The organism is Leifsonia sp. CL147, assembly GCF_900114565.1.
In the GTDB taxonomy this organism is placed as follows: Bacteria; Actinomycetota; Actinomycetes; order Actinomycetales; family Microbacteriaceae; genus Leifsonia.
On record NZ_FOTM01000007.1, the window covers coordinates 41,087 to 57,411 of the forward strand.

Here is a 16,325-nt window from a genome sequence, read left to right on the forward strand (position 1 = left end):
CCGCGGCTCAGAGACGCTCGGCGACGTACTCGGTCAGGTCGACGAGACGGTTGGAGTAGCCCCACTCGTTGTCGTACCAGCTCGAGAGCTTCACCTGGTCGCCGAGGACGCGCAGCAGGCCCGCGTCGAAGATCGACGAGTGCGGGTCGGAGACGATGTCGCTGGAGACGATCTCATCCTCGGTGTACTTCAGGATGCCCTTGAGCGGACCCTCGGCGGCCTTCTTATACGCGGCCTTGACCTCCTCGACCGTGACCGGGCGCGATGCCGTGACGGTGAGGTCGGTGATCGAGCCGGTGGGCACCGGGACGCGCAGCGCGAAGCCGTCGAGCTTGCCCTTCAGCTCCGGGAGCACCAGGCCGATGGCCTTGGCGGCACCCGTGGAGGTCGGCACGATGTTGATCGCGGCGGCGCGGGCACGGCGCAGATCGGAGTGCGGTCCGTCCTGGAGGTTCTGGTCGGCGGTGTAGGCGTGGACCGTGGTCATCAGACCGCGCTCGATGCCGAACTCGTCGTTGAACACCTTGGCCAGCGGCGCGAGGCAGTTGGTGGTGCAGGAGGCGTTGGAGATGATGTTGTGCGCGGCCGGGTCGTACAGGTGCTCGTTGACGCCCATGACGAACGTGGCGTCCTCGCCGTTCGCCGGAGCCGAGATGATGACCTTCTTCGCGCCGGCCTCGATGTGCTTGCGCGCATCCTCGGCCTTGGTGAAGCGGCCGGTCGACTCGATGACGATGTCGACGCCCAGGTCGCCCCAGCCCAGGTTGGCGGGGTCGCGCTCGGCGAGGACCTTGATCGGCTTGCCGTTGACGACGATGTTGTCGCCGTCGAGCTCCACGGTGGCATCCAGGCGGCCCGTGATGGAGTCGTACTTGAGCAGGTGCGCGAGCGTCTTGTTGTCGGTGAGGTCGTTCACCGCGACGACGTCGAGGTCGCTGCCCTTCGCCAGGGCCGCGCGCAGGTAGTTACGACCAATGCGACCGAACCCGTTGATTCCGATCTTTACGGACACAGATGACTCCAGTTACTCGATGGGCGCCGCAGGGCGCACTTTGGTTAGGTGGGTGTGGGTATGTGTGGCGGACTCGACGTCCCGGGAGGATCCCTCCCGGGACGCCATCCTGGTTACGACAGTAGCAGGAGACCCGCGGTCTTCTCGCGCGCCCGGAGGAAGCGGTCGTTCACATCGGCCCAGTTGGTGATGTTCCAGAACGCCTTGACGTAGTCGGCCTTCACGTTGACGTAATCGAGGTAGAAGGCGTGCTCCCACATGTCGAGCATGAGCAGTGGGACGGTCGCGGCGGCGAGGTTGCCCTGGTGGTCGTACAGCTGCTCGATGATCAGCTTCTGGCCCAGGGAGTCCCAGGCGAGGATGGACCAGCCCGAGCCCTGGATGCCGAGGGCCGACGCCGTGAAGTGCGCGCGGAACTTGTCGAACGAGCCGAAGAACTCGTCGATGGCCGCGGCCAGCTCGCCGGCCGGACGGTCGCCGCCGTCCGGGGACAGGTTGTTCCAGAACACGGTGTGGTTCACGTGGCCGGCGAGGTTGAACGCGAGGTCCTTCTGCAGCTTGTTGACGTTCGCGAGGTCGTCGGCGTCGCGGGCCTCCGCGAGCTTCGCGATGGCGGTGTTGGCGCCGTCCACATACGTCTTGTGGTGCTTGTCGTGGTGCAGTTCCATGATCCGGCCGCTGATGCTCGGCTCGAGCGCCGAGTAGTCGTACGGAAGGTCCGGCAGGGTGTAGTCAGCCATTACTCATCTCCACTGTTGTTGTGATTCGAGCGACTCATCGAGTCTACTGGGAGCAACCCGGGCGGCCGCCGGAAGCTTCCAGGCGGCCGGAAAGCGTTCCTGTCGGACGCTGCCCGATCGGGCGCTGCCCCATCGAAACCTACACCTCGTCCAAATCGGCGGGGAGGCTCGCCTCCGTGCCCGGGATGCCGAGGTCGGCGGCGCGCTTGTCGGCCATCGCGAGGAGGCGGCGGATGCGGCCGGCCACGGCATCCTTCGTCATCGGCGGGTCGGCGTAGTGGCCGAGCTCGTCGAGGCTGGCCTCGCGGTGCGCCAGGCGCAGCTCGCCCGCGTAGCTCAGGTGCTGGGGAACCTCCGGGCCGAGGATCTCGAGGGCGCGCTCCACACGGGCGCAGGCCGCGACGGCGGCCTGGGCGGAGCGGCGCAGGTTGGCGTCGTCGAAGTTGACGAGGCGGTTCGCGTTCGCGCGGACCTCGCGCCGCTGGCGCAGCTCCTCCCAGTTGGACACCGTCTCCGACGCGCCCATCGCCACGAGCATGGCGCTGATGGCCTCGCCGTCGCGGATGACCACCCGGTGGACGCCGCGCACCTCGCGGGCCTTCGCGGAGATCCCGATCCGGCCCGCGGCTCCGACCAGGGCCATCGCGGCCTCGTTGCCGGGGCAGGTGACCTCCAGGGCGGCGGAGCGACCCGGGTCGGTGAGCGAGCCGTGCGCGAGGAAGGCACCGCGCCAGACGGCGGCCAGCTCCTCGCGGGTTCCGGTGGTGAGGCGGTTCGGGAGGCCGCGGATCGGCCGGCGGCGGGCATCCAGGAGGCCGGTCTGGCGCGCCAGGGTCTCACCGCCCTCGAGGACCCGCACGAGGTACTGGCTGGTCCGCCGCAGGCCCGAGGCCGAGGTGACGGAGACGTCGCTGCGGACGCCGTACAGCTCGGCGAGGTCTTTCCGCACGCGGCGGGCGAGTTCGGGAGTGTCCAGCTCGCTCTCCACCGCGATCCGGCCGCCGATCAGGTGCAGACCGCCGGAGAACCGGAGGATGGTCGCCAGCTCTGCTGCCCGGACCGTGGTCTTGCCGACCTCGATCTTGGTGAGCTCTTCCTTGACGTCGGCGGTGAGAGCCAATCGGATTCCTTACTGTCTCAAGGCGGGGGTGGCGCCGTGGAGGGATGAGCCGTGATCATTCGCGGCCGAGGTCGCGGTGCTTGGTGTTCACCGCCAGACCGGGGAAACTGCGCAACCGTGCCGCGAGCTCTTCCGCAATCGCGACGGACCGGTGTTTTCCGCCAGTGCAGCCTATCGCGATCAGAGCGTGCCGTTTGTTCTCGCGGTGATAGCCGCTCATGATCGGCCGCAGGGCCGAGACGTAGGCCTGGATGAACTCGTCCGCGCCGTCCTGGGTCAGGACGTAGTCGCGCACGACCTCGTCCAGCCCGGTATGCGGGCGGAGCTCGGGATTCCAGAACGGGTTGGGAAGGAAGCGCGCGTCGGCCACCATGTCGGCGTCCGCCGGGAGTCCGTACTTGAAGCCGAAGCTCATGACGGTCACCTGCACATCCGCTGCGTTCTCCACGGCGAAGGTGTCGGTGATGTTGGTGGCCAGCTGGTGGATGTTGAGATCGGAGGTGTCGACGATGATGTCGCTCGCCTCCCGGATCTCGCGCAGCCGGGTGCGCTCCGCCGAGATGCCGTCGAGGATGGTGCCGTTGCCCTGGAGCGGATGCGGACGCCGCACCTGCTCGAAGCGCCGGACCAGCACCGCATCGGACGCCTCCAGGAACAGGACGCGCACCTGGGTGCCCTCGCGCAGGCTCTGGATCATGTCGCGGAGGTCCACGAAGAAGTTGCGGCCGCGCACATCCACCACCGCGGCGATGCGCGGGAGCCCGGACTCGGCGCGGTTGGCGAGTTCGATCAGCGGGCGGAGCATCTGGGGCGGGAGGTTGTCGACGACGTACCAGTCGAGGTCCTCCAGCGCGTTCGCGACCGTCGAGCGGCCGGCGCCCGACATCCCGGTGACGATGAGCACCTCCTGCTGCTCGGCGCTCACGACAGTCTCGTCGGTGGCCATAGACCGGTCTCCTCCGCTCCGTGGGGTGACACCAGCCTAGCGACTGGATGCCGCGGGCAGGCTCCCCTCGCTGTTCGCGAGCCTCTCGAAGATCGCCGCGGCGAGCGTCGGGCCGACTCCGCGGACCTCGGCGATCTGCGCCGGCGTGGCTTTGCGCAGCTGCGCCACCGAGCCGAAGTGCTTCAGCAGCTCCTTCACGCGAGCGGGGCCGAGGCCCGGGATCTCGGCGAGGACGCTCCCGATGTCGCGCTTCCGGCGGGCCCGCTGGTAGGTGATCGCGAAGCGGTGCGCCTCGTCGCGGAGCCGCTGGATGAGGAACAGCGCGTCGCTGTTCCGCGGCAGGATGACCGGGAAGTCGGAGTCGGGCAGCCAGATCTCCTCGAGCCGCTTGGCGATGCCGGCGAGCTGGATCCCGGTCACGCCGGACTCGTCGAGGGCCCGCTTGGCGGCGGCGACCTGCGGCTGGCCGCCGTCGACGATGAGGAGGTTCGGCGGGTACGAGAACTTGCGCCGACGGCGTTCGGAGCCGTCCACGACCTCGTCCGCACCGGCTGCGCCCTCCGCGTCGAGCGCCGTGTCCTCGGCCAGCTGGTCCTCGGCCGCCTCAGCCGCCGTCCGGGGCGCCGACGCCTCCGCCGTGTCGCCCTTCAGGTACGCCAGCCGACGGGAGATCACCTGATGGATCGACTCCGTGTCGTCCGTGGACTCGGGGATGCTGAAGCGCCGGTACTGGTCCTTGCGGGGCAGGCCGTCCTCGAACACCACCATCGAGGCGACGATGTTCGTGCCGCTGAGGTGCGAGACGTCGTAGCACTCCATCCGCAGGGGTGCGTCGTCCATCCCCAGAGCATCCTGGATGTCGTTCAGCGCCTTCGACCGGGCGACGAAGTCGGAGCTGCGCCGGGTCTTGTAGAGGATGAGCGCGTTCTTGGCGTTCATCTCGACCGTCTGCGCGAGGGCCGCCTTCTCGCCGCGCTGCGCCGTCTTCAGCTCGACCCGGCCGGTGTGCCGGCCCCGGGGCGCGGAGGGGTCGGGCGTCTCCCGGCGGCGCTGGGTGAGCCAGAGCTCGAGCTCTGCGGTGTCCTCCGGCAATTCGGGGACGAGGATCTCGCGCGGCGGGGCGTCCGGTCCGTCGTACGCGTTCTGCACGACCGTCTCGACGAGTTCGCCGAGGCTGACGTCGAGCTCCTTGTCGACCACCCAGCTCCGGACGCCGCGCACCCGCCCGCCACGGACGATGAACTGCGTCACCGCGGCCGCGAGCTCGTCGTGCGCGATGCCGAAGACGTCGGCATCCACACTGTCGGTCAGGACGACCGCGCTCTTGCCGAGCACGCCCTCGAGCGCCTGGATCGCATCCCGGTGGCGGGCGGCCGCCTCGTAGTCGAGGGTGCTCGCCGCCTGCCTCATCTTCTCGGTCAGGTCGCGGAGATAGCCGCTGTCGTTTCCGGCCATGAACGAGGCGAAGTCGATCGCGAGGGACTTGTGGTCCTCCGGCGTGATGCGGCCGACGCAGGGCGCCGCGCACTTCCCGATGTCGCCGAGGAGGCACGGGCGGCCGGTCAGCTCGGCACGGCGGTAGACGCCGTCGGAACAGCTCCGCATCGGGAACGCCTTGAGCATGAGGTCGACTGTCTCGCGGATCGCCCACACCTTCGTGTACGGGCCGAAGTAGCGCGCGTCCGGGATGTTGCGGTTGCGCGTGATCATCACGCGCGGGACGCGGTCCCCGAGCGTCACGGCCAGGTACGGGTAGGTCTTGTCGTCGCGGAACTTGACGTTGAAGGGCGGGTTGAACTCCTTGATCCAGGTGTACTCGAGCTGGAGGGCCTCGTACTCGGTGCCCACGACCGTCCACTCGACGCTCGCCGCAGTGGTGACCATCCGGCGGGTGCGCTCGTGGAGGCTGCGCAGCGGCTGGAAGTAGTTGCTCAGGCGCGCGCGGAGATTCTTCGCCTTGCCCACGTAGAGCACGCGGCGGTTCTTGTCGCGGAACCGGTACACACCCGGCTGGGTGGGGATCTCGCCGGCCTTCGGCCGGTAGCTGACGGTGTCGGCCACGGCGCGCCTCAGGCGGCACCCCGGGCGGACTCGCCCTGCAGCATCTCCTTGAGGAAGAAGCCCGTGTGGCTGCCCGGGGCCTCGGCCACCTGCTCCGGCGTGCCGGTCGCGATGACCTCGCCGCCGCCGGCGCCGCCCTCCGGTCCCATGTCGATGATCCAGTCGGCCGACTTGATGACATCGAGATTGTGCTCGATCACGATGACCGTGTTGCCCTTCTCGAGCAGCCCGTTGAGCACCAGCAGGAGCTTGCGGACATCCTCGAAGTGCAGCCCGGTCGTCGGCTCGTCGAGCACGTACACGCTGCGGCCGTTGGACCGGCGCTGCAGCTCGGTGGCCAGCTTGACGCGCTGGGCCTCGCCGCCGGAGAGCGTGGTCGCGCTCTGGCCGAGCCGGACGTAGCCGAGTCCCACATCCACCAGCGTCTGCAGGAAGCGGTGGATCGCCGAGATCGGCCGGAAGAACTCGGCCGCCTCGCTGATCGGCATGTCGAGCACCTCGGCGATGTTCTTGCCCTTGTAGTGCACCGAGAGCGTGTCGCGGTTATACCGCGCTCCCCCGCACACCTCGCACGCGACGTAGACATCCGGCAGGAAATTCATCTCGATCTTGATCGTCCCGTCGCCCGAGCACGCCTCGCAGCGTCCGCCCTTGACGTTGAAGCTGAACCGGCCGGGGAGGTAGCCGCGGGCCTTCGCCTCCGGAGTCTCGGCGAACAGCGTCCGGATGCGGTCGAAGACGCCGGTGTAGGTCGCGGGGTTCGACCGCGGAGTGCGGCCGATCGGCGCCTGGTCGACGTGAACGACCTTGTCGAGGTTCTCGAGACCGGTGACCGTGCGGTGCTTGCCCGGCACCTTGCGGGCGCCGTTGAGCTTGTTGGCGAGGACCCGGTACAGGATGTCGTTGACCAGCGACGACTTCCCGGAACCCGAGACGCCGGTCACCGCGACGAAGGTGCCGAGCGGGAAGTCGACGGTCACCTTCTTCAGGTTGTTGGCCTCCGCCTCCACGACCCGGATCATGCGCTTCTTGTCGACCTTGCGACGCTTCGGAGGCACCGGGATCTCGCGGCGGCCGGCGAGGTAGTCGCCGGTCAGCGAGTCGGTGTTCGCCAGGAGCTCCTCGTAGGAACCGGAGTGCACGACGTGCCCGCCGTTGACGCCGGCGCCCGGGCCGATGTCGACGATCCAGTCGGCGGTGCGGATGGTGTCCTCGTCGTGCTCGACCACGATCAGCGTGTTGCCGAGGTCGCGCAGCGCGACGAGCGTGTCGATGAGGCGGCGGTTGTCCCGCTGGTGCAGGCCGATACTCGGCTCGTCGAGCACGTAGAGCACGCCGGTCAGGCCCGAGCCGATCTGGGTCGCCAGGCGGATGCGCTGCGCCTCGCCGCCGGAGAGCGTCCCGGCCGCGCGCGCCAGGTCGAGATAGCTGAGGCCCACCTGGATGAGGAAGTCGAGCCGGATCTTGATCTCGCGCAGCACCTGTGCGCCGATCTTCTGCTCGCGCTCGGTGAGGTGCAGCTTCTCCATGAACGCGCGGGCGTCGCTGAGGCTCAGCTGCGACGCGTCCGCGATGCTCCTGCCGTGCACGAGCACCGCGAGCACCTCGGGCTTGAGCCGCTTGCCGTCGCACACCGGACACGGCACCTCGCGCAGGTACTCGGCCCAGCGGGCGCGCTGCGTGTCCGTCTCGGCCTGCAGGTACTGCCGCTCGATATAGGGCACCACGCCCTCGAAGCCGGAGGTGTACGACATCTCGCGCCCGTAGCGGTTCTTCCACCGCACCTTGACCTCGAAGTTGTCGCCGTGGAGCACGGCGTCCTTCACCTCGGTGGTCAGCTTCTTCCACGGTGTCTTCAGAGAGAACTTCAGATCGCGAGCGAGGCCGTCGAGCAGCTTCTCGTAGTAGTTGAAGAGTCCCTTGCCCTGGGTCGTCCACGGGATGATGACGCCCTCGGAGATGCTCTGCTCGTCGTCGCCGAGCAGCAGCTGCTCATCCACCGACATGCGCGTGCCGAGGCCCGAGCACTCCGGGCAGGCGCCGAAGGGAGCGTTGAACGAGAAGGTCCGCGGCTCGATCTCGGTCAGCTGGATGGGATGGCCGTTCGGGCAGGAGAGCTTCTCACTGAAGTTCTGCCACGCGGCGGACCCCTCGCGGTCGACGAAGTTGACCTGGACCAGGCCGTCCGTCAGCCGGAGCGCCGTCTCCAGCGAGTCGGTGAGACGGCCGAGGATGTCCGGGCCGGCGACCAGACGGTCGACGACGACGGAGATGTCGTGCTTGTACTGCTTCTTCAGCGCCGGCGGGTCGGAGAGCTGGATCTGCTCGCCGTCGACCAGGGCACGCGAGTAGCCGCTCGCGGCCAGCTCTTTGAAGAGGTCGACGAACTCGCCCTTCTTCTGCGAGACGACCGGGCTGACGACCATGTACCGCGTGCCGGGCTCCAGCTCCATCAGCTGGTCGGCGATCTGCTGGACGGTCTGGCGCTGGATGCGCTCACCGCAGACGGGACAGTGCGGCACGCCGATGCGCGCCCACAGCAGACGCATGTAGTCGTAGATCTCGGTGATCGTGCCGACGGTCGAGCGCGGGTTGCGGTTGGTGGACTTCTGGTCGATCGAGACGGCCGGGCTCAGGCCTTCGATGAAGTCGACGTCCGGTCGGTCCACCTGACCCAGGAACTGGCGGGCGTACGCCGACAGCGACTCGACGTACCGGCGCTGGCCTTCCGCGAAGATCGTGTCGAAGGCGAGCGAGGACTTGCCCGACCCCGAGAGGCCGGTGAAGACGACCATCGAGTCGCGCGGGATCTCCAGATCGACATTGTGGAGGTTGTGCACGCGCGCTCCACGCACGCTGAGGTGCGACCCGGTCACTCTGCTGATGTTCCCCGACTCGATGTTCACTCGCCCGCTGCTCACTCGCTCTATTCTCCGCCATCCGTGCTGTCTTCTCGCCGGCTGTTCGCCCACCGCGCATCCCGTTCGCCGGATCGAACGTGTGTTCGATTCTATCCTCCCGAACGCACCAAACCGCGCAAGCGCGAGTCTAGGCGCGACCACCGACATTCGTCCCCGGCGGGTGCAGGAGGACGGCCTCCAGGCCACGGTCAGCGTGGCGCGCGAGGAGGCCGGCGCAGCAGAGCCGGCAGCAGGAGACCGACCAGTGCGACGAGCGCGAGTCCGGACAGGAGGGCCAGCAGCGGGCTGGAGGCTCCCCGGGCGGAGAGCAGAAGCACGACGGCGGCCGCCTGCGCGGGAACCTGGATCAGCACGAAGCGACGCAGCGACGGCAGCAGCACGGCGGGCTGCACTCGCGCTGCGCTCGGCACGACGAGCATCCAGCCGGCGACGAGGTGCAGCGCGTGCACTCCCGCGACGAGACCGAGGAGTCGCGGAGTCACCGTTCCCGGCTCGACGAGGGACGAGAGCAGGAGGATCCCGATCAGCACCCAGGCGGTGAACCAGCGCGGACGCCACACCGCGACCCCGATGAGCACGGCCGCGATGCCCGTCCACGTGCCCACCGGGATGCCGACCAGCACGAACGGGAGCGCGATCGCGGCGAACAGAGCACGCACGGACCAGCCGGGGATCGTCAAGACGCCGAGGACCGGGACGCGGTTCATCGTCGCCGTCCCGCCGCGATCGCGCGGAGGGACGCCTCGCGGCCCGGGGCATCCTCCCACCGGACGAACTCCGCTCCCCCGGCCTGCAGCTGCTCCAGCCGGATACGGCGTGCGAGCTCGACCGTCCGCAGGGCGAGACGGTCGCGTGAGGTCAGCTCCCGCACATCCCGGGCCGGCAGGACGTCGACGGCGATCACACGGTGACCCGCGGCGCGCCAGGTGTGCGCGAGGGTCACCGGCTGATCGTCGAGGAACGTCGAGAGCACGAAGACGAGTGCCCCGGGCGACAGCCGCGGCGCGCGGACCCGCTGGAACGTCGTCCCGGTCGCCGAGGTCAGCTCGATCGCGCGGAGCACGCGTTCCCGGTGCCGAGCGCCCGCCCGCGGCGGCAGCACGCGCCCGTACTCGCTCAGGTCGTCGAACCCCACCCGGTCCCCCGCCGCGGCATACGCGGCGGTCAGCGATGCGGCCGCCTCGCGGGCGAGATCCAGTGACGACACCGCGGGGCGCGGGTACCGCTCCGACCAGTCCGCGACGACGCCGGTCAGGTCGTCCCTGGCGTCGATGACCAGGTGGATCGCGGCGTCCGAGGTGGCGGTCGTGCGCCGGACGTACAGCTCCCCCGCGCGGCCCGCCCGGGCGGTCGCCCGCCAGTCGATCCGCCGGAGGCGGTCACCGGGATGGAAGAGGTCGATGTCGCGGAACTCTCCGCCCTCACCCGGCCGGGTCGACACGTGCTGCCCGGTCAGGCCGAGGAGGCGCGCCGGGAGCGGCAGGCTCCGGACCGGCGCCTGGCGCGGACGCACGACGCGCTCGATCGCCGCCTCCTCCCCCGGCATGCTGACCCACGCCGCGTCGGCGCCGACGGCACGCGCCTCGACCGCTACGACGCGCTGGCGGCCGGAGTGCACCAGCGGCACCTCGGCGGTCAGGCCGGCCGCGGCACGTGGGGTGACCACCGCATCCACGGGCGCGGCTCCTCCGAGCGACAACCGCAGCTGCAGGGCCTCGGGATGCTGTGCGGCGGCGGCGTGCACCCGCACCGAGAGCAGCGGCAGGCCAAGGGAGGTGTGGACGGCGCCCTCGGAGTCGGCTGACGTGTCCAGGGCGACGGAGTCGCCGGATGGCCGGCGCTCCCAGCCGAGCGCCGCGGCCACCAGCAGCGGAGCGCCGACGAACGCAGGCTCCGCCCGGGACATCACGAAGGCGGCGACCAGGCCGACCACTCCGATGACCACCGCAGCGGCCAGCGCCGGACTCGGCATCCAGGCGATGCGGCTCGAGGTGCTCGCGCGATCCGTCATCCCCTCACCGCCTCCACCGGGCGATCCCGTCCGGCTGCCCGCCGATCATCGGCTCGCCGCCTCCTCGCCCGTCCGCTGTGCGACCCCGACCGCGGGCGGGCCGGGCACCGTGTTGACTACCTCGGTGACGACCTGCTCGGCCACCACCCCGCCGGTCCACGCCTGTACCGTCAGCGTGAGACGGTGCGCCAGGACGGGAAGCGCGACGGCCTTCACGTCGTCCGGGATGACGAAGTCGCGCCCGTCCAGCACGGCCAGCGCCCGCGCGACGAGGAGGAGGCCCTGCGATCCGCGCGGGGACGCACCCACCTCGACGGAGCGGTGCCGTCGGGTGGCGGCGGCCAGCCGGACGCAGTACGCGGCGATGTCCGGATCCACATCCACCGCCTCCACGCCCGCCTGCATCGACCGCAGGGTCGCTGCGTCGATGACCGGCTCGACCGTGGCGACCTCGTGACGCCGGGCGACCCGCGAGAGCAGGACGCGTGCTTCGCCGTCCTCGTCCGGGTACCCCACCCTCAACCGGACCATGAACCGGTCGAGCTGCGCTTCCGGAAGCGCATAGGTGCCCTCCGATTCGATGGGGTTCGCCGTCGCCACCACATGGAACGGCGACGGGAGCGGGAAGCTCTTCCCTTCGACGGAGACCTGCCCCTCCGCCATCGCCTCCAGCAGCGCCGACTGCGTCTTGGGCGACGTCCGGTTGATCTCGTCGGCGAGGAAGAGCCCGGTGAAGACGGGACCCGGCCGGAACTCGAAGTCTGCGATGCCCGGCACGTACACGAAGGAGCCCGTGATGTCGGACGGCAGCAGGTCGGGCGTGCACTGCAGTCGCCGGAAGTCCAGCCCGACCGCGGCGGCGATGCTGCGCGCGGCCAGCGTCTTGCCGAGACCGGGGACATCCTCGAACAGCACGTGGCCGCCCGCGAGGATGGTCGCGAACGCGATCCGCAGTGGTTCGCGCATCCCCACGACGACGCTTCCGACCCGCTCGAGCACGTCGGCTCCCAAGCGCGCCACCTCGGAGACCGGAAGCGGCGTCGCGGGGTCGAACGGGGGTTCAGCGGACACGGGGCGGCTCCTCAGGGGTCGGGATCGGGGTGGAGGCGATGGTCGGGTTCGGGGGCGGAGCGGGGGAAGCGCGTCCTGTCGGCGACGCCGGAGCGGAGGACGCCGTTTCGGCGATCAGCGCCTCGAGACGATCCAGCACCGCGGCCAGGGCGGAGGTGCGCATCTCGAAACCGGATCCCCGTCGCAGCAGCGCCAGCGTCTGGCGGCCGAGGAGCTCCTCCAGCTGCTCGTCGGCGGAACGGTCCTCCAGGTCGAGGCCGCGCAGGGCCACTGCGCGCTCCGCGACGGAACGCAGCGCCCTGACGCCCTCCGACGAGACCCGGCCGCCACGGGCGCCGAGCGACCAGCCGAGCTGGGCGACGTCCCGGCGCGAGCCGGTCCGCGACGGCGCAGGCGGGGTCGCCCAGGTCACCTCTGCGACCTCGCCGAGCGCCGAAAGGCAGGACGAGAGGCCGAAAGCTGCCGCGCCCAGGCCGACGGTGTGCGCCGCATCCATGCCGAGAAGCCAGGCGGCGACACCCATCGCGACGCCCAGCAGGGCGCTCAGGATGAGCCTCCGGGGCATCCCGGACGGGAGTCGGCGAGTCGCGGTCATCGTGGTCCGGCCGTTCCTCGGCCACGGGCGGAGCCGCCCGGCGCCCGACGGTCCACGCCGGGCGGGGCGGCGCTCCACGAGGCGCGGAGCGCGTCGACGGCCCGGCGGGCCTCCGCGACATCCCCGCGGGTGACGGCCGCCGTGCTGAAACGGGCACGGACGTAGAGGGCGAGCAGGCGCGCGGCGGCGTCCCGGTCGGCGGCGACCCGGGCGACCACGCGGGAGGCGAACTCGGCCGGCGTCTCGGCCGGGAGACGTCGGACGCCCCAGTCGGCGGCGCCCTCCTCCAGGCCCACCCAGGCGCGTTCGATCGCATCCCGGGGTTCCCGCTGTTCGGCGAGCACCTCGGCTGCCCGGTCGAGTCCTCGTCGTACGTGCTCCGGTTCGGGCTCCGGTTCAGGCACCGGCGCCGGCGCACTCGACGCGTCGGCGGAGCTGAGCAGCCCCAGGGCGGCCGGTTCGGGCGGATTCGCCCGTCGGCGGAGCCAACGCCAGAGCAGTGCCACCGCGACCACGGCAGCGAGCACGATCAACGCGACCAGAAGCCACGACAGGTCCAGTTGCATCACCTGAGAGTTCTGCTGGGGCTGCGGCGAGGAGGTGGGGAGCCGGTCGACACTGCCGCTCGTCCGTGTCGGCGCCGCGGGGAGGAAGATCCGGGGCCCGCTGAACTGCGGGCTCCCCTGGAAGGCCAGCGCGAGCAGGGCTGCTGCGACCAGGACGACGCACGCGGCGAGCGTCCACCGCCGTCCTGTCACCTGTGCTGCCACCCTGCAACCGTAGCCCGCAGGCCGGGAAACCGGGGGAACCTGTCGGGCTCGGGAGTGTGCTCCTGTATCCCCGGCTTCTGTTCCTGCTCCGGGCGCCTGCTCTTGCTCCTGCTCCTGCTCCTGTTCCTGCTCCTGTTCCTGTTCCGGGCGCCTGCAACAGCGGCGGGCTCAGCCGAGGTGGCCGGCCTTCTCCATCTGGCGGAGATCCCGCTTCAGATCGGACAGTTCGTCGCGCAGTCGCGCCGCCAGTTCGAACTTCAGCTCGCCCGCCGCTGCCAGCATCTGCTGGTTGAGGTCGGCGATCAGTCCCTCCAGCTCTGCGGCACCCTCCGCTGCGATGCCGCCGCTCCGCAGGTTGGGGGTCGGACTCTTCCGCCGCTGCTCGCGGCCGGCGAGCATCCGTGCCGTGTCCGCCTCTTCTCGGGCCAGAATGTCCGTAATGTCGGCGATCCGCTTGCGCAGCGGTTGCGGGTCGATCCCGTTGACACGGTTGTACTCGACCTGCTTCTCGCGCCGGCGGTCCGTCTCCTCGATCGCATTCTTCATGGAGTCGGTGAGCACGTCGGCGTACATGTGCACGGCGCCGGAGACGTTCCGCGCCGCTCGACCGATCGTCTGGATCAGGGAGGTCGACGAACGGAGGAACCCTTCCTTGTCCGCGTCGAGGATGGCGACCAGCGACACCTCCGGGAGATCGAGTCCCTCACGCAGCAGGTTGATGCCGACCAGCACGTCGTAGACGCCCGCACGGAGTTCGGTGAGCAGTTCCACCCGCCGGAGGGTGTCGACGTCGGAGTGCAGGTAGCGCACTTTGACCCCGGCCTCCGCGAGGAAGTCGGTCAGCTCCTCGGCCATCTTCTTGGTCAGCGTGGTGACCAGGACACGCTCGTCACGCTCCGACCGCACCCGGATCTCCTCGAGCAGGTCGTCGATCTGACCCTTCGTCGGCTTGACCACGATCTCCGGATCGATCAGGCCCGTCGGACGGATGATCTGTTCCACCACGCCATCGGCGATCCCCAGCTCGTACTTGCCCGGGGTCGCGGAGAGGTACACGGTCTGACCGACGCGATCCTTGAACTCGTTCCACTTCAGCGGCCGGTTGTCGAGTGCGCTCGGCAGCCGGAATCCGTGCTCCACCAGCGTGCGCTTGCGGGAGGCATCACCCTCGTACATCGCGCCGATCTGCGGGACGGTCACGTGCGACTCGTCGATGACGACGAGGAAGTCGTCGGGGAAGTAGTCGAGCAGGCAGTTCGGCGCTTCGCCGGGCTGACGCCCGTCGATGTGCCGAGAGTAGTTCTCGATGCCGGAGCAGAAGCCGATCTGCTCCATCATCTCCAGGTCGAACTGGGTGCGCATGCGGAGCCGCTGCGCCTCGAGCAGCTTGCCCTCGCGCTCCAGTTCTTGCAGTCGCTCGCGCAGCTCCTCCTGAATGGTGCCGATGGCCCGCTGCATGGTGGCCGGACTGGCCGCGTAGTGCGTCGCCGGGAACACGGACACCGCATCCATCTTCTGGATCACGTTGCCGGTGAGGGGGTGCAGCGAGTACAGCGCCTCGATCTCGTCACCGAAGAGCTCGATCCGGATGGCGTGCTCCTCGTACATCGGGATGATCTCGATCGTGTCGCCGCGCACCCGGAACTTGCCCCGCGAGAAGTCGACATCGTTCCGTTCGTACTGCATGCCGACGAAGCGGCGGATCAGAGCGTCCCGCCCCACGTTCTGGCCGACCTGCAGGGCGACCATCGCCTCCAGATACTCTTCGGCCGCACCGAGGCCGTAGATGCAGGACACCGTGGAGACGACCACCACATCCCGCCGGCTCAGCAGGGAGTTCGTGGTCGAGTGCCGCAGCCGCTCCACCTCGGCGTTGACCGAGGAGTCCTTCTCGATGAAGGTGTCGGTCTGAGGGACGTACGCCTCGGGCTGGTAGTAGTCGTAGTACGACACGAAGTACTCGACGGCGTTGTTCGGCAGCAACTCGCGGAACTCGTTCGCCAGCTGCGCCGCCAGCGTCTTGTTGTGCGCGAGCACGAGCGTGGGCCGCTGCACCTGCTCGATGAGCCACGCGGTGGTCGCCGACTTGCCCGTACCGGTCGCGCCCAGCAGCACGACATCGGTCTCGCCCGCGTTGATGCGCGCGGTCAGCTCGGCGATCGCCTGCGGCTGATCGCCGCTCGGGCTGTACTGGCTGACGACCTCGAATGGTCGGACGGCGCGCGTGGTGAGCATGCCTCCAGTGTAGGAAGGACCACCGACACTGCTGCCGGCTCTCGCTCACAGCGGAACGGGCGTCACCGTGCGGCGCCGTGCAGCTCCTTCCAGAGCGCATCCACCTGCTCCAGCGTGTGCTCCAGCGTGCCGCCGGTGTCGATCACGACGTCGGCGACCGCGAGACGCTCGTCGTCCGACGCCTGCGAACGGATGCGGCGCTCCGCCTCCGCCTCGTCCATCCCGCGCAGGGCGACGAGCCGGCGGACGCGAGACGCTGCGTCGGCGTGCGCCACGACGATGCGGTCGAAGGGGTACTCGTTCGCCGATTCGACCAGCAGGGGGACGTCGTACACGACGATCGCGTCCGGGTCGGCGTCGGCGGCGGCACGGAAGCGTGCGGTCGAGGCCTTCAGCACGGCGGGGTGGGTGATCGCATTGAGGTCTTGCAGTGCGGCGGGGTCACCGAACACGATCGCGCCGAGCGCCGGGCGGTCGAGGCTGCCGTCCGCGGCGATCACGGAGTCGCCGAAGCGGCGGGCGATCTCCGCCAGCGCCGGCGTGCCGGGCTCGACTACTTCGCGCGCGATGCGGTCGGCGTCGACGACGACGGCGCCGTGCGAGGCGAGACGGGAGGCGATGGTCGATTTGCCGGAGGCGATCCCCCCGGTGAGTCCGATCAGCTGCACGCGCCCAGCCTATCCGCACCCCGCCGTCGCCGGTCGGCCGTCACCCGCGAGAGCGACTGCGGTGCCGCGTCACGTCTGCGCCTGCGCGACGCGCCGCAGTCGTTACAAACCGCCGCAGTCGCCGTCGTGCCCGCTCCGGCGGCCCCGGGAACGACGAAACGGCCGGTCCCGAGGG

General features: G+C 69.9%; 13 protein-coding genes. All 13 read right to left on the reverse strand.

What is annotated here, in order from left to right; translation table 11 throughout:
- Window positions 1–7: 7 nt before the first annotated feature.
- Window positions 8–1,012 (reverse strand): type I glyceraldehyde-3-phosphate dehydrogenase, encoded by a 1,005-nt coding sequence (gap, locus tag BM287_RS08130; protein WP_090038160.1) that lies wholly within the window; start codon window positions 1,010–1,012, stop codon window positions 8–10.
- A gap of 113 nt (window positions 1,013–1,125) precedes the next feature.
- A complete protein-coding gene (locus BM287_RS08135) occupies window positions 1,126–1,752 on the reverse strand; it encodes a superoxide dismutase (protein WP_090038156.1) in 627 nt (208 codons plus the stop codon).
- 139 nt (window positions 1,753–1,891) lie between these two features.
- Window positions 1,892–2,872 carry a DNA-binding protein WhiA gene (gene whiA / locus BM287_RS08140; protein ID WP_090038154.1) on the reverse strand — a complete coding sequence of 327 codons (981 nt, stop codon included), beginning with the start codon at window positions 2,870–2,872 and terminating at the stop codon, window positions 1,892–1,894.
- 55 nt (window positions 2,873–2,927) lie between these two features.
- The gene (gene rapZ, locus BM287_RS08145) at window positions 2,928–3,818 is read right to left on the reverse strand and encodes an RNase adapter RapZ (protein WP_090038151.1); all 891 of its coding nucleotides are present in this window, start codon (window positions 3,816–3,818) and stop codon (window positions 2,928–2,930) included.
- Between the two features lie 36 nt (window positions 3,819–3,854).
- Entirely contained in the window at window positions 3,855–5,879 is a 2,025-nt protein-coding gene (gene uvrC / locus BM287_RS08150; RefSeq protein WP_090038149.1) for an excinuclease ABC subunit UvrC, read from the reverse strand.
- 8 nt (window positions 5,880–5,887) lie between these two features.
- Entirely contained in the window at window positions 5,888–8,800 is a 2,913-nt protein-coding gene (uvrA, locus tag BM287_RS08155) for an excinuclease ABC subunit UvrA (RefSeq protein WP_090038145.1), read from the reverse strand.
- A gap of 188 nt (window positions 8,801–8,988) precedes the next feature.
- The gene (locus tag BM287_RS08160) at window positions 8,989–9,507 is read right to left on the reverse strand and encodes a hypothetical protein (protein ID WP_244528052.1); all 519 of its coding nucleotides are present in this window, start codon (window positions 9,505–9,507) and stop codon (window positions 8,989–8,991) included.
- A complete protein-coding gene (locus BM287_RS08165) occupies window positions 9,504–10,811 on the reverse strand; it encodes a DUF58 domain-containing protein (protein ID WP_090038142.1) in 1,308 nt (435 codons plus the stop codon). Before BM287_RS08165 ends, BM287_RS08160 begins: the two co-directional genes overlap by 4 nt.
- Window positions 10,812–10,856: 45 nt before the next feature.
- On the reverse strand, window positions 10,857–11,882 hold the full coding sequence (locus BM287_RS08170; RefSeq protein WP_090038139.1) for an AAA family ATPase: 1,026 nt from the start codon (window positions 11,880–11,882) through the stop codon (window positions 10,857–10,859).
- A complete protein-coding gene (locus BM287_RS08175; RefSeq protein ID WP_139230635.1) occupies window positions 11,872–12,477 on the reverse strand; it encodes a hypothetical protein in 606 nt (201 codons plus the stop codon). The genes BM287_RS08170 and BM287_RS08175 overlap by 11 nt, the downstream gene beginning before the upstream one ends.
- Entirely contained in the window at window positions 12,474–13,247 is a 774-nt protein-coding gene (locus BM287_RS08180; protein ID WP_244528054.1) for a DUF4129 domain-containing protein, read from the reverse strand. The genes BM287_RS08175 and BM287_RS08180 overlap by 4 nt, the downstream gene beginning before the upstream one ends.
- Window positions 13,248–13,415: 168 nt before the next feature.
- Window positions 13,416–15,482 (reverse strand): excinuclease ABC subunit UvrB, encoded by a 2,067-nt coding sequence (gene uvrB / locus BM287_RS08185; protein ID WP_090038130.1) that lies wholly within the window; start codon window positions 15,480–15,482, stop codon window positions 13,416–13,418.
- Between the two features lie 62 nt (window positions 15,483–15,544).
- Window positions 15,545–16,150, reverse strand: a complete 606-nt coding sequence (gene coaE / locus BM287_RS08190; protein ID WP_090038127.1) for a dephospho-CoA kinase — start codon at window positions 16,148–16,150, stop codon at window positions 15,545–15,547.
- Window positions 16,151–16,325: the final 175 nt, after the last annotated feature.